This window comes from Sphingopyxis granuli NBRC 100800, assembly GCF_001591045.1.
Lineage (GTDB): Bacteria > Pseudomonadota > Alphaproteobacteria > Sphingomonadales > Sphingomonadaceae > Sphingopyxis > Sphingopyxis granuli.
Map to the genome: position 1 here is coordinate 1 of NZ_BCUA01000032.1, position 25,912 is coordinate 25,912.

The following is a 25,912-nucleotide window of genomic DNA, read 5'->3' on the forward strand; positions in this document are numbered from 1 at the left end:
TGCTCGATACTCTAAGCCTCGCCGTCCCTCCCCTGGAGGGGAGGGAATTAATTATGTTATTGTTCGGACAGCTTTTTTAAGCGCAGACTGTCGCTTCTTCATAACGGCCCGTGCGACCGCCAGCTGCTCATCCAATTCGTTGGATGCCAAGGCGCGCAAGATTTCGCGATCCTCGGTCATAATGGCCTCGGCAACGCGCATCTGGCGCTTCGACTCCTTGTCCATCACTCCGCCGCCTTCTCGGCCTTGCCTTTCGCCTTGCCCTTGCCGGCCTTGGGCGGGGCGGGGGTGATTTCGAAGGCGAGCGGGTTGCCGACCTTGGCGTCCTCGCCCTGCTTCATCCTCACCTTGACCTCGCCGCCGTGGACCAGCTTGCCGAACAGCAGCTCCTCGGCGAGCGGCTGCTTGATCTTCTCCTGGATCAGGCGGCCCATCGGACGCGCGCCATAGAGCTTGTCATAGCCCTTGTCGGTCAGCCACTTGCGCGCCGCCTCGTCGAGCTGGATGTGGACGTTGCGGTCGGCAAGCTGCAGTTCGAGCTGCAGGATGAACTTGTCGACGACGCGCGCCACCACCTCTGGCGGCAGATAGCCGAAGGGCACGATCGCATCGAGGCGGTTGCGGAATTCGGGGGTGAACATGCGCTTCACCGCCTCTTCCTGCACATCCTCGCGCGTCGCGTTGCCGAAGCCGATCGATTCGCGGGTCATGTCGCTGGCGCCCGCATTGGTCGTCATGATCAGGATGACGTTGCGGAAATCGACCGTCTTGCCGTGGTGGTCGGTCAGGCGGCCGTTGTCCATCACCTGCAGCAGGATGTTGAACAGGTCGGGATGCGCCTTCTCGATCTCGTCGAGCAGCAGCACGCAGTGCGGATTCTGGTCGATCGCATCGGTCAGCAGGCCGCCCTGGTCGTATCCGACATAGCCCGGCGGCGCGCCGATCAGGCGGCTCACCGAATGGCGCTCCATATATTCCGACATGTCGAAGCGCTGGAGCGGAATGCCGAGCAGCGCCGCGAGCTGCTTCGCCACCTCGGTCTTGCCGACGCCGGTCGGGCCGCTGAACAGATAGTTGCCGATCGGCTTTTCGGGATCGCGCAGCCCAGCGCGCGACAGCTTGATCGCCGACGCCAGCACCTCGATCGCGGTGTTCTGCCCGAACACCACGCGCTTGAGGTCGGTCTCGAGGCTTTCGAGCACCTTCTTGTCGTCGCTCGACACCGATTTGGGCGGAATGCGCGCCATCGTCGCGATCACCGCCTCGATCTCCTTGGGGGTGATCGTCTTGCGCCGCTTCGACGGCGGCACCAGCATCTGCATCGCGCCGACCTCGTCGATCACGTCGATCGCCTTGTCGGGCAGCTTGCGGTCGTTGATATAGCGTGCCGACAGCTCGACCGCCGCGTTGATCGCGTCGGCAGTATATTTGACGTTATGGTGGCTCTCGAACGCCTCGCGCAGCCCGGCGAGGATCTTCTTGGTATCCTCGAGGCTCGGCTCGATCACGTCGATCTTCTGGAACCGGCGCAGCAGCGCGCGGTCCTTCTCGAAGTGGTTGCGGAACTCCTTGTAGGTCGTCGATCCGATGCAGCGGATGACGCCGCCCGACAGCGCGGGCTTGAGCAGGTTCGATGCGTCCATCGCGCCGCCGCTCGTCGCGCCGGCGCCGATCACCGTGTGAATCTCGTCGATGAACAGGATCGCGTGCGGCAGGCCCTCGAGTTCGGAGACGACCTGCTTCAGCCGCTCCTCGAAGTCGCCGCGATAGCGCGTGCCGGCGAGCAGCGCGCCCATGTCGAGCGAATAGATCACCGCTTCCTTGAGCACGTCGGGCACGTCGCCCTCGACGATCTTGCGCGCGAGCCCTTCGGCGATCGCGGTCTTGCCGACGCCGGGATCGCCGACATAGAGCGGGTTGTTCTTGCTGCGGCGGCACAGGATCTGAATCGTGCGGTCGACCTCGGCGCCGCGGCCGATCAGCGGGTCGACCTTGCCGCCCTTCGCCTTCTCGTTCAGGTTGACGGTGAACTGGTCGAGCGCGGTTTCCTTCTTGTTCTTCGCCTCGCCCTTGTCCTTCGCTTCTTCCTTCTCCTCTGGCTCGGCCTGTGCGGCGGGCTTGCCGCCCTTGCCGACGCCGTGGCTGAGGTAGGAAACCGCGTCGAGCCGCGTCAGGTCCTGCTGCTGGAGGAAATAGACGGCATAGGATTCGCGCTCCGAAAACAGCGCGACGAGGACGTTGGCGCCCGTCACCTCGTCCTTGCCCGACGACTGGACGTGCAGGATCGCGCGCTGGACGACGCGCTGGAAACCGCTGGTGGGGCTGGGGTCGCTGTGCCCCTCGACCTTCAGGCTGTCGAGTTCGGTGTCGAGATAGTGGACCACCGCCGATTGCAGGTCGCCCAATGCGACGCCGCAGGCGCGCATCACCTCGGCGGCGTGCTCGTCGTCGATCAGCGCATAGAGCAGATGCTCCAGCGTTGCATATTCATGGTGCCGCTCCGACGCGGCCTTCAACGCGTTGTGCAGGGTCTTTTCGAGCGATTCCGAAAAGGACGGCATGGGTCGTTCTCCTTGCGAGACCCGCCGGGGAGAGGCGGACCCCTGGGACCACAAGGTGGCGATGCCGCCGCTTCACCGCAAGGGAAAAGCGGAAGCCACGGTCAAATTAGAGCCACAGCCTTGCTTCATGGTTAACAAAGCCTTGGGAAAGGACGGCGGCGAACGCCGAAATCCTGGTTTTGAACGAAGTGCCCTGTGCTCCCGCGAAGGCGGGAGTCCAGAGCGACGCAGGCGAGCGTCGGCGTCAGGACGCCCCGGGTCCCCGCCTGCGCGGGGACACGAGAATAGTTCCGGAAATCCTAAACTGTCAGCACGATCTTTCCGACATGCTCGCCCGCCTGCATGCGGGCGTGCGCGGCGGCGGCTTCGGCCAGCGCGAAGCGCCGGTCCATCGCCGGCTTCCAGCCGCCCTCGGCAAGCTGCGGCCACAGCGTCCGGTGGATTTCGTCGGCCAGCGCCGCCTTGAACGAGGCGCTGCGCGCGCGCAGCGTCGACCCGGTCATCGTCTGCCGCCGCCGCATCAGACTCGATATGTCGACCTGTGCCGTCGCGCCGCGCTGGAAGGCGATGCTGACGTGCCGCCCGTCGTCGGCGAGGCAGGCGAGGTTGCGCGGCACATAGTCGCCCCCGACCATGTCGAGCACAACGTCGACGCCCTTGCCGTCGGTGAACGCCTTGACCGCCTCGACATAGTCCTCGGTCGAATAGTCGATCGCGAGGTCGGCGCCGAGCGCGCGCGCCGCGGCGCATTTGTCCGCGCTGCCGCACGTTACCGCGATCCGGATGTCGAACAGCTTGCACAGCCCGATCGCGGTGGTGCCGATGCCGCTGGTGCCGCCGTGGACGAGCACCGTCTCGCCGTCCTTGACCCAGCCCCGTTCGAACAGATTGTGCCAGACGGTGAAGACGGTTTCGGGCAGCGCCGCCGCCTCTTCCATCGAGAATCCCGCGGGCACCGGCAGGCAGCTTCCCGCCGGCGCGACGCAATATTCGGCATAGCCGCCGCCCGCGACGAGCGCGCATACCGCCTGTCCCAACATCTCCGGGTCGCCGCCCGGTCCGATCGCGGCGACCGTCCCCGCAACCTCCAGCCCCGGCAGGTCCGAGGCGCCCGGCGGCGGCGGATAAAAGCCCATGCGCTGCAGCACGTCGGGGCGGTTCACCCCCGCCGCGGCGACGCGGATCAGCACTTCGTCGGGTCCCGGCTGCGGCACCGGCCGCGTCTCCGGCACCAGAACCTCGGGTCCGCCCGGTTCGCGGATCGCGATGGCGGTCATGCTCGCTGGCAAGCTGGTCACGCTCTGAAATCCCCCACTAGCTCCACCCGCTCTCCGCGCCGCCGGTCCCGATCCGCCAGCGCCCGTAGTTCGGGCAGGCGGATGCGGATCGTGTCCGGGGCGACGGCGGAAAGGGCGAGGCGTCATCCTTGTGGCCCGCCTTATTGACAGAGGGACGGCACGGGTCAACAGTCGCGCGCCATCGGCCGCGACCGGCGCGAAAGGAAACGCCATGGACGACGACGATCTTCCCCGCCGCCGCGACGACCTGCTCGCCGCGCTGATTCGCCAGCCGCTCGACCCGCTGTCGGTCGACGAACTCGCCGACCGCATCGCCGTGCTCGAAGCCGAAATCGAACGCACCAGAAAGCACGCCGCCGCCGCGGGCAGCTTCAAGGCAAACGCGGAGGCGTTGTTCCGCAAAGGCTAATATGGTGGAATCAAGGTTCTTGTCATCATCGTCACCCCCGGGCTGGACCCGGGGCCCCGCTTCCTTTCGCACACGGACCGAGGAAAAGCGGGATTCCGGGTCCAGCCCGGGATGGCGAAATCAAGGAAGCGAACTTCGGATTCAGGTGACCAGGGCGACGCCCTCTAGCGGTCGACCACCAGACAGGGACGGCCGTCCTTCTTCACCGCCGAGCAGAAGGATTCGGCGTCGGCTTTGCTCGCGAAATCGCCGACCTGAAGGCGGGTGAGCTTGCCGCTCTTGACCAGATAGGGCTGGCGTGCGGCCGCCGCGGGATAGGCTTTCTCGACCGTCCGCCAGAGGCTCCGCGCATTCGCCTCGACGCCGAAGGCGCCGAGTTGCGCGCGCCACGGGCTCTTGCCGGCGGTGGGAGCGGGGGCGGGCGCCACCGCTTTCGGCGTGGCGACGACCACCTTCTCCTGCACGGGAGCGGGCGCGGGCGTGGGTATCGGTGCCGGAGTCGGTGGCGGCGCGGGCGTTTCGGCGGGCGGCAACGGTCCCTTTTCGGGCGGCGCGGCATAGCTGGTGCCCGGCGCCGCGGGCTGCGACGGCGGCGGCGTGACGACGCGGATCGCGCCGGGCGCCGTCTGGACGGTGTCGGCTGGAGCTTCCTTCGCGGCCGCGGTTGCCACATCGGCGTTGGCCGCAGCCTCGGCCGCCGCGGCGGCGGCGTGCTGCGCGGCCGGCGACAGCGGCGCCGCGGGCCTGGGGGTCGGGGCAGGGGTCGGGGCGGGGGCCGGTGCCGGCGCAAGAACGGGCGGCGGCGTGTAGAGCGTGCCGGGGACCGAGGCGGGCAGGCTCGCGGTCTGTACCGGCGATGGCGCGGATTTCGGCGCTTCGGGCGCGGCGGCGTTCACCGCGGCGAGCCGTGCGCGCTGCTCGTTCTTCTCCATTTCGGGCAGCAGCGCGAGGCCCCGCTGCCGCTGGTCGAGCGGGATCAGCCGGTCGAGCTGCGCGAGGCGCGCCGAGGCGATACCGAGTCCGGCATCGCTCGCGCGCTTGGTCAGCGCATAGGCGCGCGGCCAGTCCTTCGCCGCGAGGTCGCCGTTGAACATCGCTGTGCCCAGGACATATTGCGCGCGCGGTTCGCCGCGCTCGGCCGACCGGGTGATGAAGGGCATCGCCTCGTCGCGGCGATTGGCGGTGAAGAGCACGAGGCCCAGATTGTCTTCGGCCTGCAAATGCCCCTGTTTCGCGGCGCGGCGATACCAGCCCTCGGCCTGGCTCAGGTCGGCGGGCACGCCGCGGCCGAGCTTGTAGGCCTGGCCGAGGTTGAATTGGGCGTCGGGATCGCCGGCGATCGCGAGCGGGCGCCACACGGCCACTGCCTTCGCATAGTTGCCCGCTTCCCAGGCATCGACGCCGGCCTTGACGTCGGGCGCTGCCGCCGCTGCCGGAGGCGCGGCCTTGGTCGCGGCCAGCGCGGGCGCGGCGAGCAGCACGGCCGGGATCAGCGGCGCGGCCAGCAAGAGGGTGCGGTATGAACGCATCGGCAATCTCCAATGAACGGCGTCACTTGACGAGCGAGCAGTTCCGCCCGCCGTCCTAATCCCAAATGGCTAACACCCCGTTAGCGAAAAACGCGGGGTCGCGGCTTTTGATCCGAAATGGCACAAACGCCTCTTAAGCTCTTGTTGACCATGAGCGCGAACCGATCGTTCACCATCTTTTCGGCATCGTTAACCCAATTTTAGGCTCCCGCGTGGCATCCCGTCGCCAATTCGAGGATATCCAGGGGGACAGTCGTGCGCGTTCTGGCATTGGCTTCACAAAAAGGCGGATCGGGCAAGACCACCCTGTCCGGGCATCTCGCGGTGCAGGCGCAGCTTGCCGGCGCCGGTCCCGTCGTTCTCATCGACATCGATCCGCAGGGCTCGCTCGCCGACTGGTGGAACGAGCGCGAAACCGACCTTCCGGCCTTCGCCCAGACCACGGTCGCGCGGCTCGCCTCCGATCTGGAGATATTGCGCCAGCAGGGCTTCAAGCTCGCGGTCATCGACACGCCGCCGGCGATCACCATGGCGATCCAGAGCGTGATTTCGGTCGCCGAGCTGATCGTCGTCCCGACGCGTCCCAGCCCGCACGACCTGCGCGCCGTCGGCGCCACCGTCGACCTGTGCGAGCGCGCGGGCAAGCCGCTGGTGTTCGTCGTCAACGCCGCGACGCCCAAGGCGAAGATTACCAGCGAGGCCGCGGTCGCGCTGTCGCAGCACGGCACCGTCGCGCCGGTGACGCTGCACCACCGCACCGACTATGCCGCTTCGATGATCGACGGCCGCACGGTGATGGAGGTCGATCCGAACGGCCGCTCGGCCGAGGAGGTCCGCCAGCTGTGGACCTATATCAACGACCGGCTGGAGAAGAATTTCCGCCGCACCGTCTTTTCGGCGCCGATGCCCGCGCAGGCGGGTTACGGCGCGGTGCGTCCGCTGGGCGGGGGCTTCGGCCGCCGCATCGCGGGCCAGTGAGCGGGGGAGCGGAACTCATGGGCGAACCCAAACCACTTGCCTCGCTGAGCGCCGGCCTGCTCGCCCGCAAGGGCGCGGCGCGCCCCGCGATGCGCCGTCAGCCGCTCGGCAGCGGCCCCGCGCCGCTCGTCCAGCCGGGCTATGACGATCTTGGCTGGAACGACATGGGCTATGACGTCGATCCGCAGCAGTCGTCCGAACCGGCGCATATGGTCGACCTGAAGCCGCTGCTCGCCGGATCGGTGCTGCAGCACAACAGCGAGGCCGAACAGGCGGTCGAGGACAGCGCGGTTCCCGACGCGCCGCTCGCGGCGCCCGAAGCCGAGGCACCCGCGAATCTGCCCACGATTCCAGAGGTCGTGCGTCAGCAGGAATCGCTGCTCGACCGCGTCGCCGCTGTGGCGCGCAAGGTCGAACGGCGCCCTGAAGCGAAGGCGCCCGAAGGGCCGGCACGCGCGCCGCGTGCCCGCGACAAGGCGGCCTTCACGCTGCGCCTCGATGCCGAACGCCATCTGCGCCTGCGCCTTGCGAGCGCGGTGACGAACCGCTCGGCGCAGGGCATTTTGACCGATTTGCTCGACGATTATCTCTCGTCGCTGCCCGAGATCGACGCAATGGCGAGCCGCCTGCCGGCGGCGCGTCCGGCGCGCCGGGCGCGGCAGCGCTAAGACCCAAGTTTGGGGGGACTGTAAAGATGAACCGCAAGATGCTGATCAAGCTCGCGATTTCGGGATTCGTCCTGGGGGCGGGCACGGCGGGCTGCGCAAGCGCAGGCTCGGCGGCGACCGAACCGGCGCGCACCGCCGACGCCGACGCCGCCGCGAAACAGGCCGACAAGGCGCGCAGCGCGCTCGAAAAGGGCAAGGCCGCCAAGGCCGTCGCGCTCGCCGAGGCGGCGGTCGCGGGAAGCCCGCGCGACGCCGGTTATCGCACGTTGCTCGGCCAGGCCTATCTGAACGACGGGCGCTTCGTTTCGGCGAGCACCGCGCTGACCGAGGCGATGGAACTGGGCGCGACCGACAGCAACACGGTGATCGCCCTGACGCTCGCCTATATCGCGCAGGGCAAGAATGCGGAGGCAGTGGAATTGCTGCGCGCGCACGACGACACGGTGCCGGCATCCGACGCGGGGCTGGCGCTCGCACTCGTCGGCAACAGCGAGGCGTCGCTCTATACGCTCGGCGAAGCCGCACGGGCGCCCGGCGCCGATGCGCGCACGCGCCAGAATCTCGCGCTCGCCCTCGCGCTTTCGGGACGCTGGGCGCAGGCGCGCATCCTCGCCGCGCAGGACCTGTCGCTCGACAAGGTCGAGGGCCGCATGGCCGAATGGACGAAACTGGCCGAACAGCCGAACCCCGGGGTCCGCATCGCGACCCTGATCGGCACCAGCATGCGCGCCGACGGCGGTATGCCGGCCCGTCTCGCGCTGCAGGCCAGCACCGACGCCCGGATGGCTGCGGCCGATGTTCTGGCGCCGATGGCTGCCGCCGACCCGGCGCCGGTCGAGCGCTTTGCGCCGCCGCCGCCCGTCGTTGCCGACGCCAGCGAAGCGATCCGCGCCGTCGAACTGCCGATGCCCGCGCGCGATGCCCACGGCGTCGTGCCGGTCAGCGACCTGCCGGCACCGCCGAAGGCCGAAGCGCCGGTGATCCTCGCCGATGCGGCGCCCTATCGCCACGCGCCGCGCATCGACGGCGAACGGCTGCGTCCGATGCAGCGCGAAGCGCTCGACATCGCGACCCGGATCGTTCCGCGCGCGATGGGCTTCGACTCGAAGAAGCCGTCGGGATGGGCGGTGCAACTCGGCGCCTATGACAGCCTGGCGATCGCGCAGGAAAAATGGGGCGTGCTCAAACGCCGCAACGCGATGCTGGGCCAGTTCCCCGCATCGAGCCACAGCGCGGTGGTCAAGGGACGTACCTTCCATCGCCTGACGGTCAACGGCCTTGCGAGCCGCGGCGACGCGACCGAGCTCTGCCGCCAGTTGAAGGCGCAGGGGCAGCAATGCTTCATCCGCCAGATGGGCGGCAGCGAAAGCATCCAGTGGGCGGCGAAGGCCAGCCCGGTGCGGATGGCGTCGCGCTGAGTTTTTCGGCACTCCGGGGGGAGTGAAACGGCAGGGGGCGCGGTGGAAAACCGCGCCCCTTCGCTTGCGGGGCCTTGCCGCCATGCCCAATCCGGTATAGAGCGACCGCCAATGTCCGGCCGCCCCGCGAGGGGCGGCCCTTATTATTTCCGCTTGGAGAAGAAGCGCCATGGCCCATGCCGATCCGACCCCGCTGATGCCGCACGCGACCGCCGCCTGGCTGGTCGACAACACCGGCCTGACCTTTGCCCAGATCGCCGAATATTGCGGCATCCACGTGCTGGAAGTGCAGGCGATCGCCGACGAGACCGCGGCGACCAAATATACCGGCCGCGACCCCGTCCGCGCCAACGAACTGTCGATGGAAGAGATCGAGAAGGGGCAGAAGGACCCCGGCTACCGGTTGAAGATGACGGTGCAGTCGCAGGACACGATCCGCCGCACGCGCGGCCCGCGCTACACCCCGGTCAGCAAGCGCCAGGACAAGCCCGACGGCATTGCCTGGATCCTCAAGAACCACCCCGAGGTGTCGGACGGCGCGATCGGCAAGCTGATCGGCACGACGCGCAACACGATCAACGCGATCCGCGAGCGCAGCCACTGGAACAGCGCGAACATCGTTCCCAAGGACCCGGTGACGCTCGGCCTCTGCTCGCAGCGCGAACTCGACGCGCTCGTCGCGAAGGCGGCGAAGAAAGCGGGGATCAAGGCGCCCGAAGACAACCGTCTCGAAGGCGACCGTGAGGCGCTGCTCGAGGAACTGCGCGCCGAACGCACCGCCGCCGCCGAAGCGCGCGCCGCGGAGGAAATCGACGAAGCCGGCGGCGAAGCCTGACGTCGGCGATGAAGTTTCCATCCTCGTCATTGCGGGGAGCCGAGGGGGACGCGGCAATCCGGAGCTGCGCAAACCGCTCTGGATTGCTTCCCCCGGATCAGGTCCGGGGTCGCAATGACGGGGAATAGGAACATGGCGAACGGCGAGGAAGACGATATTCCGGCGACCAGCGGCTCGCCCGATGCGTCGCTGACCCAGGACGATAATTTCACCGTCACCAGCCATGCGGGGCTCGCCTATCCGTGGGGCGACGCCGCGCCGGCCGCGGGCGAGACGATCCGCATCGCGAACGGCATCAGCTGGGCGCGCATCCCGATGCCGGGGTCGCTCGGCCACATCAACAGCTGGCTGCTCGACGACGCCGACGAGGATGGCGAGGGCGTCGCGGTGGTCGATACCGGCATCTGCCTGACGATGTGCTCGGACGCGTGGAAGGCGCTCTATGCCGGCGCGCTCGCGGACGTGCGCATCACGCGCGTCTTCGGCACTCACCTCCATCCCGACCATATCGGGCTCGCGGGCTGGATCGCGAAGAAGCGCGGGGTGAAGCTGTGGATGACGCGCGGCGAGATGCTGACCGCGCGCGCGATCATCGCCGATTCGAGCGATACCGCGCCCGAGGAACTGCTCGTCCAGTCGCGCGCCGCGGGCTGGGACGACGCGGCGATCGAGGCGCAGCGCACGCGCGGCTGGAACATGTTCCAGCGCATGATCTTTCCGCTGCCGCGCGGCTATATGCGGATCGAGGACGGCGACCGCATCGCCATGGGCGCGCACCAGTGGCGCGTCGTGACCGGATCGGGCCACAGCCCCGAACATGCCTGCCTGTGGAACGAGCGCGAGGGCATATTGGTGTCGGGCGACCAGGTGCTGCCGCGGATCAGTTCGAACGTGTCGGTCAACATCACCGAACCCGACGCCGATCCGCTCGGCGAATGGCTCGCGTCGATCGACAAGCTGCTGCGCGTGGTGCCGCCCGACGTGATCACCTGCCCGGCGCACGGCGAGCCGTTCAAGGGCCTGCACGTCCGCCTGACGGCGCTGCGCGACGAACATCGCATGCGGCTCTACAAGGTCGCGGAGGCGGTGTCCGAACGGCCGATGCGCGCGGTCGAAACCTTTCCGCTGCTGTTCAGCCGGCCGATCGGCGAGCATAATCTGGGCCTCGCGACCGGCGAGGCGCTCGCGCATCTCAAGCGGCTCGAGGTCGAAGGCCGGGTGCGCAAGGAAGATCGCGACGGCGTCTGGTGGTATCACGGCGTGGCGTGACGCGCTGATCCCGCGCGGAGACGCGAAAAGATAAGCGTCTCACACAATGATACGAAGGGGATGAGCTTATGTGCCGCTTCAACCTGAACGGGACAGGCGATAGGGCATTGCGCCTTCAATCTGCATCATCCTTTCTGCCGTTCGTGCTGAGCCTGTCGAAGCACCGTCCTTTTTTTCCGGCGTAAAAAGAAAGGACAGCCCTTCGACAAGCTCAGGGCAAACGATTCGGATTTTTAACGCACGATGCTCGAGCGGGATCCCGGATCAAGCCCGGGGTGACGAGGCAGGGAGAGTCACGCGCCGCTTTTCAACTGGTCGCCTTCGCCTTTCGCGGACGTGCGGCATCATTCCCCCGGCCGGTGCATTACCCAGCTGAAGGCCATCGCATTGAAGATGGTATAGAGGCCATAGAGCAGCAGCCCGGTGAACCAGTTGCGCGTCGTGATCGCCAGTGCGCCGACGAGCAGCAGGAATTCGAAGACATAGGTGACGTGCGGCCCCACCTTCTCGGCGAGCGGCCGCACCATCTGCCGCACCAGCGGATCGTCGCTTTCCATGAAGGCGCGATGCATGGCGAAATTGCCGACGCCGGCGCAGAAAATGGCGATGATCGCGATCAGCATGGGAATGCAGATGGGGCAGGCGGGGTGGAAATGCCAGCGGCTTTGCGTTTATGACCGCCTTGGATCGGGACGAAGCCCCTCGATCCGGCCGAAAATTCTCACCTCCCCGTGGCGAAGGTTCTGTTCGATGATGAAAATTGCGCGCTTGTCGGCTTTCACGGTGCTGATCGCATCGGGCGCCGCGCCTGTCTGCGCCCAGACGTCCGGATCGGCGGCGTCGCCCTTGTTCATCCCTGCCGGCTTGCCGGCCCTGGTTCCCGAAATCATACCCAAGCCGCTGCCCGATCCGATCCGCGCGATGATCGAGGCGGCGCTGGAAGGCGGCAAGAAAAGCGAGGTGGAGACGGTGGTGTCGCTCGCCAAGGCGACCAACCCGCGTTCGATCGGCGACATCGACGCGATCCTCGCCGCCTATGAGGCGCGGCGGAGCGGGGGGTTGCAGGCCGACCCCGACCCGGTGCGCGAGATGCTGGCTGCCGCGATGGCGAGCAAGAAGGACGGCGACGTCGAGGCGGTCGGCAAGCTCGCCAAGGCGACCAGCCCCCAGAAGGAGGGCGAGATCGACGCGCTGCTGACCGACTATCGCGCCCGCCGCGCCGCGGAAAAGAAAGCGGCGGCCGACGCGGCGCGCGCCAAGCTCGCGGCCGCGAAATTCTGGGAAAACTGGAAGGGCGAGGGACAGATCGGCGCCACCATCGCCACCGGCAACACGCGCTCGAAGGGGCTCAGCGCCGGGGTGGCGCTGGCGCGCAAGGGGATCGACTGGAACCACAAGTTCCGCGCCCAGGCCGATTATCAGCGCACCAACGGCCGAACCTCGGTCGAACGCTTCCTCGTCGAGGTGGAGCCGCAGTATCGCGTCAGCAACCGGGCCTTCGCCTACGGGCTCGGCCGCTGGGAACAGGATCGCATCCTCGGCTATGACACGCGCTGGAACCTGTCGGCCGGGCTCGGTTACAAGCTGGTCGACCGCAAGACGCTGTCGCTGAGCATGAAGGGCGGCCCGGCGTGGCGCGAGGTCGATTTCGTCAGCGGCCTTCGCGACAGCGAACTCACGGGGCTCGCGGGGCTCGATTTCGGCTGGCAGATGTCGCCGACGCTGCGCCTGACGCAGACCGCTTCGACGGTCGTCGGCAGCAATACCGTGACGACCAGCTCGCTCACCGCGCTCAACGCCAAGCTGACCGGCGCGCTATCGGCGCGCATCGCCTATTCGGCGGATATCGACACCCACCCGCCGGCCGGCGTCCGCGAAGTCGACACGCTGACCCGCTTCACCCTCGTCTATGGGTTTTGAGGCGAGGGGTCAGTCGAACACCGAAGTCCCGCCGATCCGGCTTCCGTCTTCGAGCAGGCCGGCGCCGGGGACATGGTTGAACTCGATGCGGATGCCGTCGGGGTCCTCGAACAGGATCGAATAATAGCCCGGGGCCCAGGGCTCCTCCTGCGGCTCGTGGACGATGACGATGTCGCCGCGATCCTTCAGGAAGCCGTGGAGGCGGTCGACCGCATCGCGGTCGCGCATCCGGAAGCAGGCGTGGTGCAGCCCCGGCGCGCTCTGGTCGAAGCGCCGGCCGGCATGTTCGGCGCTGCCGGCGCGGATCCCGATCGCGGTGCGCCCGCCGACGCCATAGAGCATCGCGTCGCTGTCGAGCACCAGCTTGAGTTCCAGATAGCGGATCAGGTCGCGCCAGAACGCCGTCGAGCGCGCGAAGTCGCCCGCGGTCAGGATGACGTGAGCGACACCGTTGAGGTCGGACATGGCGGCGGGCCTATCCGATCGCGGCGAGCGTGTAGAGGAACTCGGCATAGCCGATCGCGGCATCGACGATCCCGGCGACCTTGGGGTTGGTCGAATCGATCAGATAATATTCGTCCGGCGCATGCGCACCCGATCCGTGACCGATGCCGAAATGCCCGGCGGGGATCGACACCGGCGGCGCGGTGAAGGTCGCGCCTGGCCAGCTTCCCGCCAGCCGCGCATTGATGTTCGCCTGCACCCCCAATCGCTTGTAGGTCGCGAGTTCGGCGCGGATCAGCCTGCTGTTCTCGTCGGTCTCGGTCGGGTCGTAGCCGCCCGAAACATTCATCTCGACATCGCCGAATCCATGCTTGTCGAGGTGCGCGCGCAGCTTCTTCTCGGCCTCGGCGCGCGTCTGGTCGGGGACGAGGCGCAGGTCCAGCTTGGCGACTGCGCGCCCCGGCAGGATCGTCTTGCCGCCCGGCCCGGTATAACCCGCGACCAGCCCCTCGATATTGACCGTCGGCTCCTGCGCAAGGCGGATCAGCGCATCCTCATAAGGCAGGTCGTCGATCCAGTGCTGAACGCCGAGCATCTGCTTCTGCTGCGCTTCGTCGAGATGCTTCGCCGCTTCGCGGATCAGCGATTTCTCGCGTTCGGTGAGCGGACGGACATTCTCGAACCACCCTTCGATCGCCGGGGTGTTGCCGTCGGGCGTGACGAGGGTGTTGAGCGCCGCGACCAGCCGCCATGCCGGCGAATCGACCATCGCCTTCAGGCTCGAATGCACGTCGCCCTTCGGCCCGCGCCCCCATTTTTCGCCGCTCGCGACCAGTTCGAGTTCGATCACCCCCTTCGACCCCAGATTGACCGCGACATTGCCGTTCCGGTCCTGCCAGCTCGCCGGGATGAAGATGCCGTCGCATTTGCGCAGCGCAGCGAGGATGTTGGGCCGGGTCGCGATCTGGCGGAAATGCGGCGAGCCGATCTCCTCCTCGCCTTCGCAGACGAGGACGATATTGACCGGCAGCTTCGCCTTGGCGGCGCGGATCGCGTGGAGCGCGGCGAGGAAGGTCGCCTCCGGCCCCTTCTGGTTCGTGGCGCCGCGCCCGACCATCGACAGGCCGAAACCCGGCTTGTCGACCAACTTGCCCTCGAGCGGCGGCGAGGTCCATTCGGCGGGGTCGAACTGCTTGACGTCGTACATGAAATAGATGCCGAGCGTACGCGGCGCGCCGACGTCGATGGTGCCGAACACGCCGGGCTGGCCGTCGGTCGGGACGATCTCGACATTGGTGAAGCCTGCGTCCTTCGCCAGCTCGGCCATATAGGCCGCGCCTTCCGGCATGTTGCGGTTCTCGGCCGCGATCGAGGGCAGGGCGATCCACTCGCGCAGCCGCTGGACCGACGCTTCCTTGCCCGCCTCGGCCGCCTTGCGGATCGCCGCCATCGGGCCGTCGGCGGCGAGCATCGGCAGCGGCCGCATCAGCATCGCCCCCGCGCCGAGCATCGCGGTGCCGCGAATCAGCTCGCGACGATTCCATCCTTCGGTGGCGTGAAAATCCATGATGCGTCCCCTGCTTTCCGTTGCAGGGCGGAGTGTTGGGCAAATCGGCTTGCATGGCAAGGCCGCGCGCTCCCGCGCTTCGACCGCGTCATTCGCTTTCAGCGATCCTGTTGGCGGCGACGTCGGGAAGCAGCGTCTCGAACCGCGATAGCGCCTCCGCGCCCAGCGCCCCGATCGCATCGACCAGCGTCAGGATGTCGGGGCGGCTCTCCCCGGCGCGGACCGCCAGATAATGCCCGCGCGCGCTCTGCATCATCGGGACCGGCAGGGCGCGCAGGCTCCCGTCATGGAGGGCATCCGCCGCCATCGGGACCCGCAGCAGGATGACGCCGAACCCCTGGCGCGCCGCCTCGACCGCCACGTCATGGTCCAGAAACTGCCGTCTGGGGCCCATGGCGGCCTGCGGCGCGCCGACCAGTCGGCTCCATCTCCGCCAGTCGGCGCCGTCGCCGTCGATCAGCAGCGGTTGCTGCATCAGGTCGCGGGCAGCGATGCCCGTCAGTTCGGCCGCCAGATCGGGCGCGGCGGCCGGAACCACAAGGTCGGGAAAGAGCGGATGGACATCGACGCCGGGCCAGGACCCCAGCCCGTACCGCACGGCGATATCCATGTCGCGGGCCTCGACCTGCGCCAGGCGATATTCGGGAAGCAGCTCGACATGCCGGCCGGGGACGACGGCTTCCAGATGCCGCAGGCGCGGCATCAGCCACAGCCGCACCATCGACGGCAGCGCGGAAATGCGCAGCGCGCCCCGGTCGCGGCGGCTGATCAATTCGGATCGCAGCGCCTCGATCGCGGCCAGCGACCGTTCGGCACGACGCAGGAATATCGTTCCCTGCGCGGTGGGAACGACCCCCCGGCCCCGCCGCTCGAAAACCGGTGCGCCGAGCCATTGTTCGAGCGACTGGATCCGGCGGCTGACGGCGCCGTGGGTCAGTCCGAGCCGTTCGGCGGCGGCGGCCATCGACCCCGTTCGGGCGGCCTCGATCGCGGCGATGAGCGCTTCGGAAGAGGGGATGTTGAGCAAGGATCGGTCCGGCACGAAAGGAAGGATATGTGATTTTCACGCAAGGGAGCATGGCGATCGGCGATCTGGCTCGTCGAGCCTCCCTGCCATAGCAGCTTCGCGATTGCAGGAGAAATGCCATGTTCCAGCCGACGGGGCTCACGCCCGTGTCCTTCGAAAGTTGCGAAGCCATCGCCATCGGTCCGGGCTGCACCCGTCGCGACCTGCCGTCGCGTCCCGGCGTGCGTGTCTGGATCGTCGAAATGGCCCCGGGTAGCGAATGGCCGCGCGTCGACCGTCATGGGGAAGGCGGCGAGGATGTCTTCGTCCTCGACGGCGAAGTCATCGAAGGCGCCAAGCGATTCGGCGTCGGCACCTATCTTCATTTCGATCCCGACAGCCGGCATCGACCCCGAACCGAAACGGGCGTCCGCCTGATCGGATTCAACCTCCTGTGACGCGGCTTCTTTTCCACGCGGGCGGTGCGAGCCGCAGGCAAGTGCTCGGCGGCGGCATCGCGGCGGCGGCAGTCGCGCTGGTGAGCGGCAAAGCGGCGCGCGCCGGGGCGGCGCCGACGCTGCGAATCCGCCGTCTGGCGTGGGCGGGCATCCGTCTCCAGCTTCCGAAGGCGACGCTGTTCGTCGATCCGCTGATCGACCCCGCGGTCTGGGGTTCCGCGCTGCCCGACGAACTGATCGGCGTCGACGATGCGGTCGGCGACAGCGTCGTTCTCGTCACCCATCGCCATTCGGACCATGCCGACCCGGCCGCCATCGCCGCCGCCCTCGCTCATGGCGGCACGCTCGCCTATGCCACCGGCACGCCGCCTTTCGACGGCCTGCCCGATCATGTGCGCCAGCGGCCCTGTCCCCTGTGGGAACCGCAGTTGCTGGGCGATTTCACCGCGACGCCGGTCCCGGCCTCCGACGGCTATGGCGATCTGCAGGTGTCGTGGGTCGTTTCAGGCGGCGGCCGCCGGATATTCCACGGCGGTGACACGATGATGCACGGCGGCTGGTGGCGCGTGGGACGGCAGTTCGGCCGGTTCGACGCCGCGTTCCTGCCGGTGAACGGCGCGGCCTTTTCCTTTCGGCAGCCGGCGACCGACGAGCCTGCGGTCCTGACGCCGAAACAGGCGATCGCCGCGGCCACCATTCTAGGCGCGGAGCGGATCGTTCCGATCCATTACGGCATCGCCGGTGCCGAAGGCTATGCCGAGATGCCCGACCTTCTCGACTCGCTGCGCGGCGCCAGCAAGCGCGGCGGACCGCGCGTGGCGATCCTGAAACCGGGCGAATGGCTCGACTGGCAAGGCTGAGCGCCGCTACGGGCGCGGGAGGGGCTGCTGCCCTAGGCCTTTTCCAGCAATCGCTCGTCCTTGATCCGCTTCTGCCACACCAGCGGCGCGTTGACGTGGACGTTCTGGCCCTCGCTGTCGACCGCGACGGTGACGGGGAAATCCTTGACCTCGAATTCGTAGATCGCCTCCATGCCGAGGTCGCCGAAGCCGACGACCTTGCTGCCCTTGATCGCGCGCGAAACGAGATAGGCGGCGCCGCCGACCGCCATCAGATAGGCGCTCCTGTGCTTCGCGATCGCATTCGTCGCGGCGGGGCCGCGCTCGGCCTTGCCGACGCAGGCGAGCAGGCCCTGTTCGAGCATCATGTCCATGAACTTGTCCATGCGCGTCGCGGTCGTCGGGCCGGCGGGGCCGACGATCTCTTCGCCGACCGGATCGACCGGGCCGACATAATAGATGACGCGGCCCTTGAACTCGACCGGCAGTTCCTCGCCCTTCGCCAGCATATCGGCGATGCGCTTGTGGGCGGCATCGCGGCCGGTGAGCATCTTGCCATTGAGCAGGATGCGGTCGCCCTGCTTCCAGCTCGCGACGACTTCGGGCGTCAGCGTGTCGAGGTCGACGCGCTTCGCCGCGCTGTCGGGCGCCCAATCGATCTGCGGATAATCGGCGAGCACCGGCGGTTCGAGGAAGGCCGGGCCGCTGCCGTCGAGCGTCACATGCGCGTGGCGCGTCGCGGCGCAATTGGGGATCATCGCGATCGGTTTCGATGCTGCGTGGGTCGGCCAGTCCCTGATCTTGACGTCGAGCACGGTGGCGAGGCCGCCGAGTCCCTGCGCGCCGATACCGAGCGCATTGACCTTTTCATACAGCTCGACGCGCAGCTCCTCGATCGGCGACGACGGCCCGCGTGCGAGCAGTTCGGTCATGTCGATCGGGTCCATCAGCGACTGTTTGGCGAGCAGCATCGCCTTTTCGGCGGTGCCGCCGATCCCGATGCCCAGCATGCCGGGCGGGCACCAGCCGGCGCCCATCTGCGGCACCATGTCGAGCACCCAGTCGACGATCGAGTCGCTGGGGTTCAGCATCTTGAACTTCGACTTGTTCTCGCTGCCGCCGCCCTTCGCCGCGACGTCGATGTGGACCTTGTCGCCCGGCACCATCTCGACGTTCAGGACCGACGGCGTGTTGTCCTTGGTGTTGACGCGGCTGAACGCCGGGTCGGCGAGGATCGAGGCGCGCAGCTTGTTGTCGGGATGCAGATAGGCGCGGCGCACCCCCTCATCGACCACCTGCTGCAGGCTGCGTGGGGACTCGAGACGGCAGTCCATGCCCCATTTGATGAACACGGTGACGATGCCGGTGTCCTGGCAGATCGGTCGATGCCCCTCGGCGCACATCCGGCTGTTCGACAGAATCTGCGCCATCGCGTCCTTGGCGGCCGGCGACACCTCGCGCTGATAAGCCGCGCCGAGCGCGCGGATATAGTCCATCGGGTGGAAATAGCTGATGTACTGGAGCGCGTCGGCGATCGTCTCGATCAGGTCGTCCTCGCGGATGATCACGGTGTTCATTCGGTGCAGCCTTCTTGTCCGTGTTTCGGATTCGCGGTCTCCCTAAGGCGCGATCGGCCGGAATTGCAACATGCGTGTCCCCGCGAAGGAGGGACACGGAGCGTCGGGAAGCTCTCCGGGCGGGGGCGTATATCGGCTTTGCGGTATTCCCCGTCACCCCGGATCAAGTCGGCATATATTTGCTGCAGGCAAGTAAGGAGTTGTTCCCCGGCGAAAGCCGGGGTCCAGATGGCACAGCACTACTCCGCGTAGACCCCGGCTTTCGCCGGGGAGCGGTTACTTGTCGAAAAGGGATAATCGCCGATCAAGCCGGGGGTGACGGCGCAAGCGGTCTGCGCCCGATCAGCGTCCCGTCACTGGCACTCGGCGCACTTGCCGCGCACCTCGATTACCGGGCGTTCGGCGGCGAAGCCCGTCGCCTCCGCGGCGGCGCGCACTTCGTCCGACAGCCGGTCGTTGTCGACGTGCACCGCGGCGCCGCACTGGTCGCAGATCAGGAAGATGCAATCGTGCAGGCAGCCGGGATGGCTGTTCGCGACGAAGGCGTTGGCGCTTTCGACGCGGCGGACGAGGTTGTTGGCGACGAACAGGTCGAGGATGCGATAGACGCTGTTCGGTGCCACCCGGCGCCCACGCTTCTGCGAGACGATGTCGGCGATTTCATAGGCGCTCGCGGGCTTGCCGATTTCGGCGACCGCATCGAAGATCTGCGCGCGCATGTCGGTCCACGCCTCGCCCGCCTTTTCGAGCGCGTCGCGGGCCGCCTGCGCGAGCGGAACGCCGCTCGCCTCGATATGCGCGTGATCATGCTTGCCCATCGCTTGTCCTCGGCGCGCGGCCTCGGTCCGCCGCGCCTTTGCAATGTAGGCCTTTAGGGGAGAGGTCGCAAGCCGTGGGCGGCGTCAGTGGGTCGCGCGGCGGTTGAGGTCGTGGCCGAGCGCGACGATCGCGACGCCCGCCATCGTCGCCAGTATCTCGCTGCCGTCGTGCGGCCGCGAAAGCGCGCCCGCCATCATGCCGAGCCCGAAGCTGCCCACCGCGAACGGCATCATATAACCGTGGCTGAGCACCCCGGCGACGAGCGTGACCAGCGCGAAGCCGATCGCGACGATCAGCCCGATTTCGTGGAACAGATGATTCTCGAGTACCCCGCTGACCGAGGCGATCGAAGCGAAGACGATGGTGCTCGCCAGACAATGGACGAGACAGAGCCCCGACAGGCCCATCGCCAACTGGTCGCCCGAAAGCGAGGTCAACGGCCGCGAATCGCGCGCAGCCCGAACGATGGCGCCGAGGCGCATCAGCAGGGGGGCATGGCTGGCGACGTCCGTCACCCGATTCTCCGTTGGTCAAGCGTGCAGCGGGGATATGGCATAACATGAAGGAGGTTACAACATAACATTGCAGGGCGCCCGTCGCGCAGTCCGTGAACGCCGCCGTCCCTCATCGTTCGTCATGCCGAAACAAGCCCAGCATGACGGAGGTGCAAAACAGGTGCTGATCCTCCCCGCGCCACGGCACCTCGGCCGCGTTTCACCCCATGGCCTCGGCGCGCAGCGCCTTCCTGTCGAGCTTGCCAATCATCGTCTTGGGCAGGCTCTCGCGCACCTCGACCGCGCTTACCCGCTCATGCTTGCCGAGCTGGGGGTTGAGCCAGGCGGCGAGCGCGTCGCCCGATGCCTCATATCCGTCCTCCAGCGTCACGAACGCCTTGGGCACCTCGCCGCGATAGGCGTCGGGCACCCCGAGCACGATCGCCTCCTTGACTGCGGGATGCTGATAGAGCTTGTGCTCGATCTCGCTGGGATAAACCTTGAAGCCGCCGACCGCGATCATGTCCTTCAGCCGGTCGACGATGCGGATATAGCCGTCGGCGTCGATCGTCGCGACGTCGCCGGTGCGCAGCCAGCCGTCGGCCGTGAAGCTGTCCTTGTCGGCGTCGGGCCGGTTCCAGTAGCCGCGCATGATCTGCGGCCCCTTGACCGCGAGTTCGCCCGGCTCGTCCGCAGGGGCGTCGCGCGTCGGGTCCTCCTTGTCGAGCAGGCGGATGTGCGTCGCGGGGATCGGCTGACCGATGGTGCCGGCCTTGACCGGGCCTTCATAGGGGTTGGTCGAGACGACGCCGGAGCTTTCGGTGAGGCCATAGCCTTCGACCAGCGACGCGCCGGTCGCGGCGACGAACTTGTCCCGGAGTTCGGCCGGCATCGGCGCGCCGCCGGAGATGCAGACGCGCAACGATGAAAAGTCGGTCTTCGTCAGGTCGGGATGGTCGAGCAGCGCCTGGTACATCGTCGGCACGCCGGGCAGCGCGGTCGCTTTCGTCCGCGTGATCGCCTGCAACGTCTGCTTGGCGTCGAAGCGCGGCAGCATCGCGATCATCCCGCCGTTGAGTACAGTGCGGTTCAGCACTGCGGTGTTGGCGAAGACATGGAAGAAGGGCAGCACGCCCAGAATGCGGTCGTCGGCGTCGCGGTCGGGGTCGATGCTGTTCACCTGCCGCGCGTTGGCGGTCAAATTCTGGTGCGTCAGCATCGCGCCCTTGGGCGTGCCGGTGGTGCCGCCGGTATATTGGATCAGCGCGATATCCTGTTCGGGGTCGATCGTCGCCGGGTCGGCGCGCCCGTCGTTGTCGACGAGGGCGGAAAAGCGGATCACGCGCGGGTCGTCCGGCAGCGGCGCGGTCTCCCGCCGCCGGAACAGCCGATAGAGCACCGACTTGGCGGCGGGCAGCCCGCCCGCCACCGATCCGACGACCAGTCGCTTGAGGCTCGATCCGTCGAGCACCGCGAGCGCGGTCGGCAGCAGCGCCGCAGCGCTGACGGTGAACAGCGTGTCGGTCGCCGAATCCTCGACCTGCGCTTCCAGTTCGGCGACGGTGTAGAGCGGGGAGAAATTGACCACCGTCGCGCCCGCCGCGAGCGCGCCGTAATAGGCAGCGACATAGTGCGGGACATTGGGCAGGAACAGGCCGACGCGGCTGCCCTTGCCGATCCCGCGCTGTTGCAGGCCGCGCGCGACGCGGGCGACGCCGCGCGCCACCTCGGCATAGCTGAACCGGCGCCCCATGAAATCGAGCATCGGCGCATCGCCCCTGCGCGCGACGCTTTCGGCGAGCATCGCGGGCAGCGAAAGCGGCGGAAAGCTCTGGTTCCAGTCGGTCGGGTGACGATAGGCTTGCGACCAGTCAAAGGGGGTATTCATCGGGCCGCGTCATCCTCTCTCTCGCCGGTTACTGACATTGCTTTAAGCAGCAAAGACGCGCCATCGCAATCTTGCGGCGCGGCGGCGCGGCGGCTAGGCAGGAGCATCGCCATCGTCAGAGGATCGTCATGCCGCACCCGTCGTCGCATCTCGCCGCGCTGATCGCCGCTATCGGCCTCGCCGCGGCCACGCCGGCCGCCGCCAAGGACAAGGCGCCGCCGCCGCGCCCAGCGCAGATCGATGCGCTGTTCGGCTGCCGGGCGATAGCCGATCCGACCGAGCGACTGGCCTGTTTCGACCGCGAGGTCAGCGGGCTCGCCGCCGCCGACGCCAACCGCGACATCACCTTCGCCGACAAGGCGACGATGAAGGAGACGCGGCGCGGCCTGTTCGGTTTTCACCTTCCGGCGCTGGGCGGCATCTTCGGCGGCGACGAGGATCAGATCAAGGAAATCGAAACGACGATCCGATCGGTCAGCGTCGACCGATCGGGCAAATATACGCTGGTGATGGACGACGATGCCGTGTGGACGCAGATCGATACCGCCAGCCTGGGCCGCGATCCCAAGCCGGGACAGAAGGTGAAGATCAAGGCCGCGTCGATGGGCAGCTATTTCGCCACCGTCAACGGCGGCCGCATGATCCGTATGAAACGCGACCGCTGATCGCGCCGACGGGTCGCGACGGCAGGTTGACGGCAATGGCGGCGATTTCCGTGCCGGACATTCCGGTGCCGTCTGCGGGCTGCGCGCCCTTCGTGCTGCTCGACGATGCGCGCGTCGCGGGTGCAGCGGCGGCGCGATTGTTCCGCGATCCGGTCGACCTGCTCGTCGTGCACCGGGCGGAGGCGGTTCCGGCACTGCTCGACGCGCTCGACGACGCGCGGGCGCGCGGTTTGTTCGCGGCGGGTTATCTCGCTTATGAGGCCGGGCGCGGACTGGCGCCGGCGTGGCGCGGCGCGGTGGGCGAAACCGCCGGCGACCGGCCGCTCGGCTGGTTCGGGCTTTTCGAGCGGGTCGAGCGGATCGACGCCGACGCGGTGCCGGCGCTGCTTCCCGATCCCGGCGCCAGCTGGGTCGGTCCGCCCGTGCCGCGGCTGTCGCGCGAAGCCTATCTGGCCGCGGCCCGGCGCGTGCTCGACTTCATCCGTGCCGGCGACATCTATCAGGCCAATCTGACCTTTCGCGCCGACGTGCCGGTGCACGGCAACCCGCTCGCCGCATACGCCCGGCTGCGCCGCTCTGCGCGCGCCGGCTATGGCGGTTTCGTCTGGACCGGCGAGCAGGCGATCGCGTCGCTGTCGCCCGAACTGTTCTTCGCGCTGCGCGGCGGGCAGGTGATGGCGCGTCCGATGAAGGGCACGGCCGCGCGCCGCCCCGATGCGGACGCCGACGCGCGCGCGCGCCGCGACCTAGCGGAGGATCCGAAGCAGCGCGCCGAAAATCTGATGATCGTCGATCTGATCCGCAACGACCTGTCGCGCGTCGCCGCGCCGGGATCGGTCGCGGTGCCCGACCTGTTCCGGGTCGAAAGCTTTCCGACGATCCACCAGCTCGTCTCCGACGTCGCCGCGCGGCTGCCCGACGGTGTCGGCGCGACCGACGTGCTGCGCGCGGCCTTTCCCTGCGGGTCGATCACCGGCGCGCCGAAGGTTCGGGCGATGGAGATCATCGACGCGCTGGAAAGCGACGCGCGCGGGGTCTATACCGGGTCGCTCGGCTTCATCGAGCCTGGCGGCGATGCCGCCTTCAACGTCGCGATCCGCACGCTGGTCTTTCCGCCCGCGGACGGGTTGCGCGCGGGCGCCATGTGCGCCACGCTGGGGCTGGGATCGGGAATCGTCGCCGACAGTCGCGCGCCGGAGGAGTGGCGCGAATGTCTGGCCAAGGGGGAATTTGTGGCCGCAGCGGGGGACAGTTTCGATCTTCTGGAAACCATGCAGTTCGATCCGGTCGACGGCGTCCAGCGGCTCGAGGGGCACCTCGCGCGGCTGAAGGCGAGCGCCGAGGCGCTGGGGTTCCGCTTCGACCGGCACGGCGCGCGCAACAGCCTGCAATCGGCGACCTTTCGCCTGCGCCACGCGGCGCGGGTGCGGATGCGCCTCGCGGTGTCGGGCGCGCTCGCGATCGAGGTGACGTCGCTGCCTCGACTCGCCGAACTGCCGGTGCCGGTCGCGCTGCGGCCCGCGCCGCTGGCGGCGGACGATTTCCGCCTCGCGCACAAGACCAGCCTTCGCGCGCCCTATGACGAGGCGCGCCGCGACAGCGGCGCGGCCGAGGTGGTGTTCGTCGACGAACCCGGTTTCGTCACCGAGGGGAGCTGGAGCAACGTCTTCGTCGAGCGCGACGGCGTGCTGCTGACGCCGCCGCTGGCGCTCGGGCTGCTCCCCGGGGTGCTGCGCGCCGAGCTGATCGAAAAAGGGCGGGCGGTCGAATCGCACCTGCGCGCCGCCGACCTCGAAGGCGGCTTTTTCCTCGGCAATTCGCTGCGCGGGCTGGTCCCGGCGCGGCTGGCCGCGGCGGCGGATCGTCGATAGCCGCGGCTTCGCCCGGCATAGGGAAATTATCCGGCTCCCGGCTTGCGCATTGCGGGCGAAGGCTTTAGGCGCGGCCCCGCGCATTTCCTGTTCCTTCGCCCTGTTTCCCGCGCTGTTCGAGGACGTGTTTTCATGACGCTGAAGCCGCATCTTTCCGCCGCCCTGGGCCGCATCCAGCCTTCGGCCACGCTCGCGATGACCGCGCGCGTGACCCGGCTGAAAGCCGAGGGTGTCGACGTGATCGGCCTGTCGGCGGGCGAGCCCGATTTCGACACGCCCGACTTCGTCAAGGAGGCGGCGATCGCCGCGATCCGGGCGGGCCAGACCAAATATACGCTGGTCGACGGCACCGTCGCGCTCAAGGAGGCGATCCGCGGCAAGTTCCGCCGCGACAACGGCCTCGACTATGGGCTCGACCAGATCACGGTCAACGTCGGCGGCAAGCATACGCTGTTCAACGCGCTCGTCGCGACGGTCGATGCGGGCGACGAGGTGGTGATCCCCGCGCCTTACTGGGTCAGCTATCCCGACATCGTCGCCTTCGCCGGCGGCACGCCGGTGTTCATCGCGGCGTCGGCGGCGCAGCATTACAAGATCACCCCCGCGCAGCTCGATCAGGCGATCACGCCGAAGACGCGCTGGGTCATCTTCAACTCGCCGTCGAACCCGTCGGGCGCCGCCTATTCGCCCGAGGAACTCGACGCGATCGGCGAGGTGATCCGCCGCCACCCGCAGGTGATGGTGATGTGCGACGACATGTACGAGCATGTCTGGTACGCCGATTTCGCCTTCTCGACGCTGGCGCAGCGCTGCCCCGACCTGATCGACCGCATCCTGACCGTCAACGGCTGTTCGAAGGCCTATGCGATGACCGGCTGGCGCATCGGGTTCGCGGGCGGTCCCGCCTGGCTGGTCAAGGCGATCGGCAAGCTGCAGTCGCAATCGACGTCGAACCCCTGTTCGATCGCGCAGGCGGCGGCAACGGCAGCGCTCGGCGGGCCGCAGCAGTTCCTCGACGACCGCAACGCCGCCTTCCGCAAGCGCCGCGACATGGTGGTCGCGATGCTCAACGACGCGCCGGGGCTGAACTGCCCGGTCCCCGACGGCGCCTTCTATGTCTATCCCGACGCGAGCGGCTGCATCGGCAAGAAGACGCCCTCGGGCCATGTGATCGACAGCGACGAGGCGCTGATCGACTATTTCCTCGACAGCGCGCGCGTTGCGGCGGTGCATGGCGGCGCGTTCGGCCTGTCACCGGCGTTCCGCGTCTCCTATGCGACGTCGGAGGCGGTGCTCAAGGAGGCGTGCGTCCGCATCCAGCAGGCCTGCGCCGCGCTGAGCTGACCCGCGCCGCGCCGGCGCACTCGGCCGTGAACCGCGGACGAATGGCCGGTTCACG

Annotated in this window: 24 protein-coding genes; 12 read left to right on the plus strand and 12 right to left on the minus strand. The window is 68.0% G+C overall.

All coding sequences use genetic code 11. The annotated features are described in order from the left end of the window. Positions 1–51: 51 nt before the first annotated feature. From SGR02S_RS20055 to SGR02S_RS09390, 3 genes are all read right to left on the minus strand, one after another. Positions 52–225: a hypothetical protein gene (locus tag SGR02S_RS20055; RefSeq protein WP_156483031.1), complete on the minus strand. Its 174-nt coding sequence runs from the start codon at positions 223–225 to the stop codon at positions 52–54. After that, positions 225–2,561: an ATP-dependent Clp protease ATP-binding subunit ClpA gene (gene clpA / locus SGR02S_RS09385; RefSeq protein ID WP_067108433.1), complete on the minus strand. Its 2,337-nt coding sequence runs from the start codon at positions 2,559–2,561 to the stop codon at positions 225–227. Before clpA ends, SGR02S_RS20055 begins: the two co-directional genes overlap by 1 nt. A 299-nt stretch (positions 2,562–2,860) precedes the next feature. Continuing rightward, on the minus strand, positions 2,861–3,859 hold the full coding sequence (locus SGR02S_RS09390; protein ID WP_082797073.1) for an NAD(P)H-quinone oxidoreductase: 999 nt from the start codon (positions 3,857–3,859) through the stop codon (positions 2,861–2,863). Positions 3,860–4,070: 211 nt separating this feature from the next. Here SGR02S_RS09390 and SGR02S_RS09395 point away from each other — a divergent pair, with 211 nt between their 5' ends. Then, positions 4,071–4,268, plus strand: coding sequence for a DUF1192 domain-containing protein (locus SGR02S_RS09395; protein WP_067108440.1), 198 nt, complete (start codon positions 4,071–4,073; stop codon positions 4,266–4,268). A gap of 164 nt (positions 4,269–4,432) precedes the next feature. Here SGR02S_RS09395 and SGR02S_RS09400 read toward each other — a convergent pair whose 3' ends face one another. Further along, positions 4,433–5,797 carry an SPOR domain-containing protein gene (locus tag SGR02S_RS09400; RefSeq protein WP_067108443.1) on the minus strand — a complete coding sequence of 455 codons (1,365 nt, stop codon included), beginning with the start codon at positions 5,795–5,797 and terminating at the stop codon, positions 4,433–4,435. 255 nt (positions 5,798–6,052) lie between these two features. Between SGR02S_RS09400 and SGR02S_RS09405 the strand changes: the two genes are divergently transcribed. The 5 genes from SGR02S_RS09405 to SGR02S_RS09425 all read left to right on the plus strand — a co-directional run bounded on the left by SGR02S_RS09405 (position 6,053) and on the right by SGR02S_RS09425 (position 10,965). Beyond that, positions 6,053–6,775 carry an AAA family ATPase gene (locus SGR02S_RS09405; protein ID WP_067108446.1) on the plus strand — a complete coding sequence of 241 codons (723 nt, stop codon included), beginning with the start codon at positions 6,053–6,055 and terminating at the stop codon, positions 6,773–6,775. A 17-nt stretch (positions 6,776–6,792) separates the two neighbouring features. Next, entirely contained in the window at positions 6,793–7,443 is a 651-nt protein-coding gene (locus SGR02S_RS09410) for a hypothetical protein (RefSeq protein WP_067108449.1), read from the plus strand. Positions 7,444–7,469: 26 nt separating this feature from the next. Continuing rightward, the gene (locus SGR02S_RS09415; RefSeq protein ID WP_067108451.1) at positions 7,470–8,861 is read left to right on the plus strand and encodes an SPOR domain-containing protein; all 1,392 of its coding nucleotides are present in this window, start codon (positions 7,470–7,472) and stop codon (positions 8,859–8,861) included. Between the two features lie 169 nt (positions 8,862–9,030). After that, positions 9,031–9,696 (plus strand): DUF1013 domain-containing protein, encoded by a 666-nt coding sequence (locus SGR02S_RS09420; protein ID WP_174521645.1) that lies wholly within the window; start codon positions 9,031–9,033, stop codon positions 9,694–9,696. A gap of 114 nt (positions 9,697–9,810) precedes the next feature. Then, complete coding sequence (locus tag SGR02S_RS09425) at positions 9,811–10,965, plus strand: MBL fold metallo-hydrolase (protein ID WP_255211436.1); 1,155 nt, start codon at positions 9,811–9,813, stop codon at positions 10,963–10,965. 344 nt (positions 10,966–11,309) lie between these two features. On the opposite strand, the gene SGR02S_RS09430 is transcribed toward SGR02S_RS09425, so the two are convergent. Then, positions 11,310–11,588, minus strand: coding sequence for a hypothetical protein (locus SGR02S_RS09430; protein WP_067108458.1), 279 nt, complete (start codon positions 11,586–11,588; stop codon positions 11,310–11,312). A 127-nt stretch (positions 11,589–11,715) separates the two neighbouring features. Between SGR02S_RS09430 and SGR02S_RS09440 the strand changes: the two genes are divergently transcribed. After that, positions 11,716–12,885, plus strand: a complete 1,170-nt coding sequence (locus tag SGR02S_RS09440) for a DUF481 domain-containing protein (protein WP_255211437.1) — start codon at positions 11,716–11,718, stop codon at positions 12,883–12,885. A gap of 9 nt (positions 12,886–12,894) precedes the next feature. Here the strand turns inward: SGR02S_RS09440 and SGR02S_RS09445 are convergent, their stop codons facing one another. The 3 genes from SGR02S_RS09445 to SGR02S_RS09455 all read right to left on the minus strand — a co-directional run bounded on the left by SGR02S_RS09445 (position 12,895) and on the right by SGR02S_RS09455 (position 15,938). Beyond that, positions 12,895–13,350, minus strand: a complete 456-nt coding sequence (locus SGR02S_RS09445) for a VOC family protein (RefSeq protein ID WP_067108462.1) — start codon at positions 13,348–13,350, stop codon at positions 12,895–12,897. Positions 13,351–13,360: 10 nt separating this feature from the next. Then, complete coding sequence (locus tag SGR02S_RS09450) at positions 13,361–14,896, minus strand: M20/M25/M40 family metallo-hydrolase (protein ID WP_067108465.1); 1,536 nt, start codon at positions 14,894–14,896, stop codon at positions 13,361–13,363. 88 nt (positions 14,897–14,984) lie between these two features. Continuing rightward, positions 14,985–15,938 carry a LysR substrate-binding domain-containing protein gene (locus tag SGR02S_RS09455; protein WP_156483032.1) on the minus strand — a complete coding sequence of 318 codons (954 nt, stop codon included), beginning with the start codon at positions 15,936–15,938 and terminating at the stop codon, positions 14,985–14,987. Between the two features lie 104 nt (positions 15,939–16,042). On the opposite strand from SGR02S_RS09455, the gene SGR02S_RS09460 reads away from it, so the two are divergent. Further along, positions 16,043–16,360, plus strand: a complete 318-nt coding sequence (locus SGR02S_RS09460) for a cupin domain-containing protein (protein ID WP_067108468.1) — start codon at positions 16,043–16,045, stop codon at positions 16,358–16,360. Beyond that, entirely contained in the window at positions 16,357–17,220 is an 864-nt protein-coding gene (locus SGR02S_RS09465; protein ID WP_169799664.1) for an MBL fold metallo-hydrolase, read from the plus strand. The genes SGR02S_RS09460 and SGR02S_RS09465 overlap by 4 nt, the downstream gene beginning before the upstream one ends. A gap of 32 nt (positions 17,221–17,252) precedes the next feature. Here SGR02S_RS09465 and SGR02S_RS09470 read toward each other — a convergent pair whose 3' ends face one another. The 4 genes from SGR02S_RS09470 to SGR02S_RS09485 all read right to left on the minus strand — a co-directional run bounded on the left by SGR02S_RS09470 (position 17,253) and on the right by SGR02S_RS09485 (position 21,977). Further along, positions 17,253–18,776 carry a fumarate hydratase gene (locus SGR02S_RS09470; RefSeq protein ID WP_067108471.1) on the minus strand — a complete coding sequence of 508 codons (1,524 nt, stop codon included), beginning with the start codon at positions 18,774–18,776 and terminating at the stop codon, positions 17,253–17,255. Positions 18,777–19,129: 353 nt separating this feature from the next. Further along, complete coding sequence (locus SGR02S_RS09475) at positions 19,130–19,594, minus strand: Fur family transcriptional regulator (RefSeq protein ID WP_067108473.1); 465 nt, start codon at positions 19,592–19,594, stop codon at positions 19,130–19,132. An 84-nt stretch (positions 19,595–19,678) separates the two neighbouring features. Next, the gene (locus SGR02S_RS09480; protein ID WP_234002460.1) at positions 19,679–20,110 is read right to left on the minus strand and encodes a MerC domain-containing protein; all 432 of its coding nucleotides are present in this window, start codon (positions 20,108–20,110) and stop codon (positions 19,679–19,681) included. Positions 20,111–20,309: 199 nt separating this feature from the next. Beyond that, positions 20,310–21,977: a long-chain-fatty-acid--CoA ligase gene (locus SGR02S_RS09485; RefSeq protein WP_067108475.1), complete on the minus strand. Its 1,668-nt coding sequence runs from the start codon at positions 21,975–21,977 to the stop codon at positions 20,310–20,312. A 128-nt stretch (positions 21,978–22,105) separates the two neighbouring features. On the opposite strand from SGR02S_RS09485, the gene SGR02S_RS09490 reads away from it, so the two are divergent. The 3 genes from SGR02S_RS09490 (at position 22,106) to SGR02S_RS09500 (ending at position 25,857) form a co-directional block, all read left to right on the plus strand. Beyond that, positions 22,106–22,642, plus strand: a complete 537-nt coding sequence (locus SGR02S_RS09490) for a hypothetical protein (protein WP_067108477.1) — start codon at positions 22,106–22,108, stop codon at positions 22,640–22,642. 35 nt (positions 22,643–22,677) lie between these two features. Beyond that, entirely contained in the window at positions 22,678–24,513 is a 1,836-nt protein-coding gene (gene pabB, locus SGR02S_RS09495; protein ID WP_174521646.1) for an aminodeoxychorismate synthase component I, read from the plus strand. Between the two features lie 132 nt (positions 24,514–24,645). Further along, positions 24,646–25,857, plus strand: a complete 1,212-nt coding sequence (locus tag SGR02S_RS09500) for a pyridoxal phosphate-dependent aminotransferase (protein ID WP_067108479.1) — start codon at positions 24,646–24,648, stop codon at positions 25,855–25,857. The last annotated feature ends 55 nt before the right edge of the window (positions 25,858–25,912 follow it).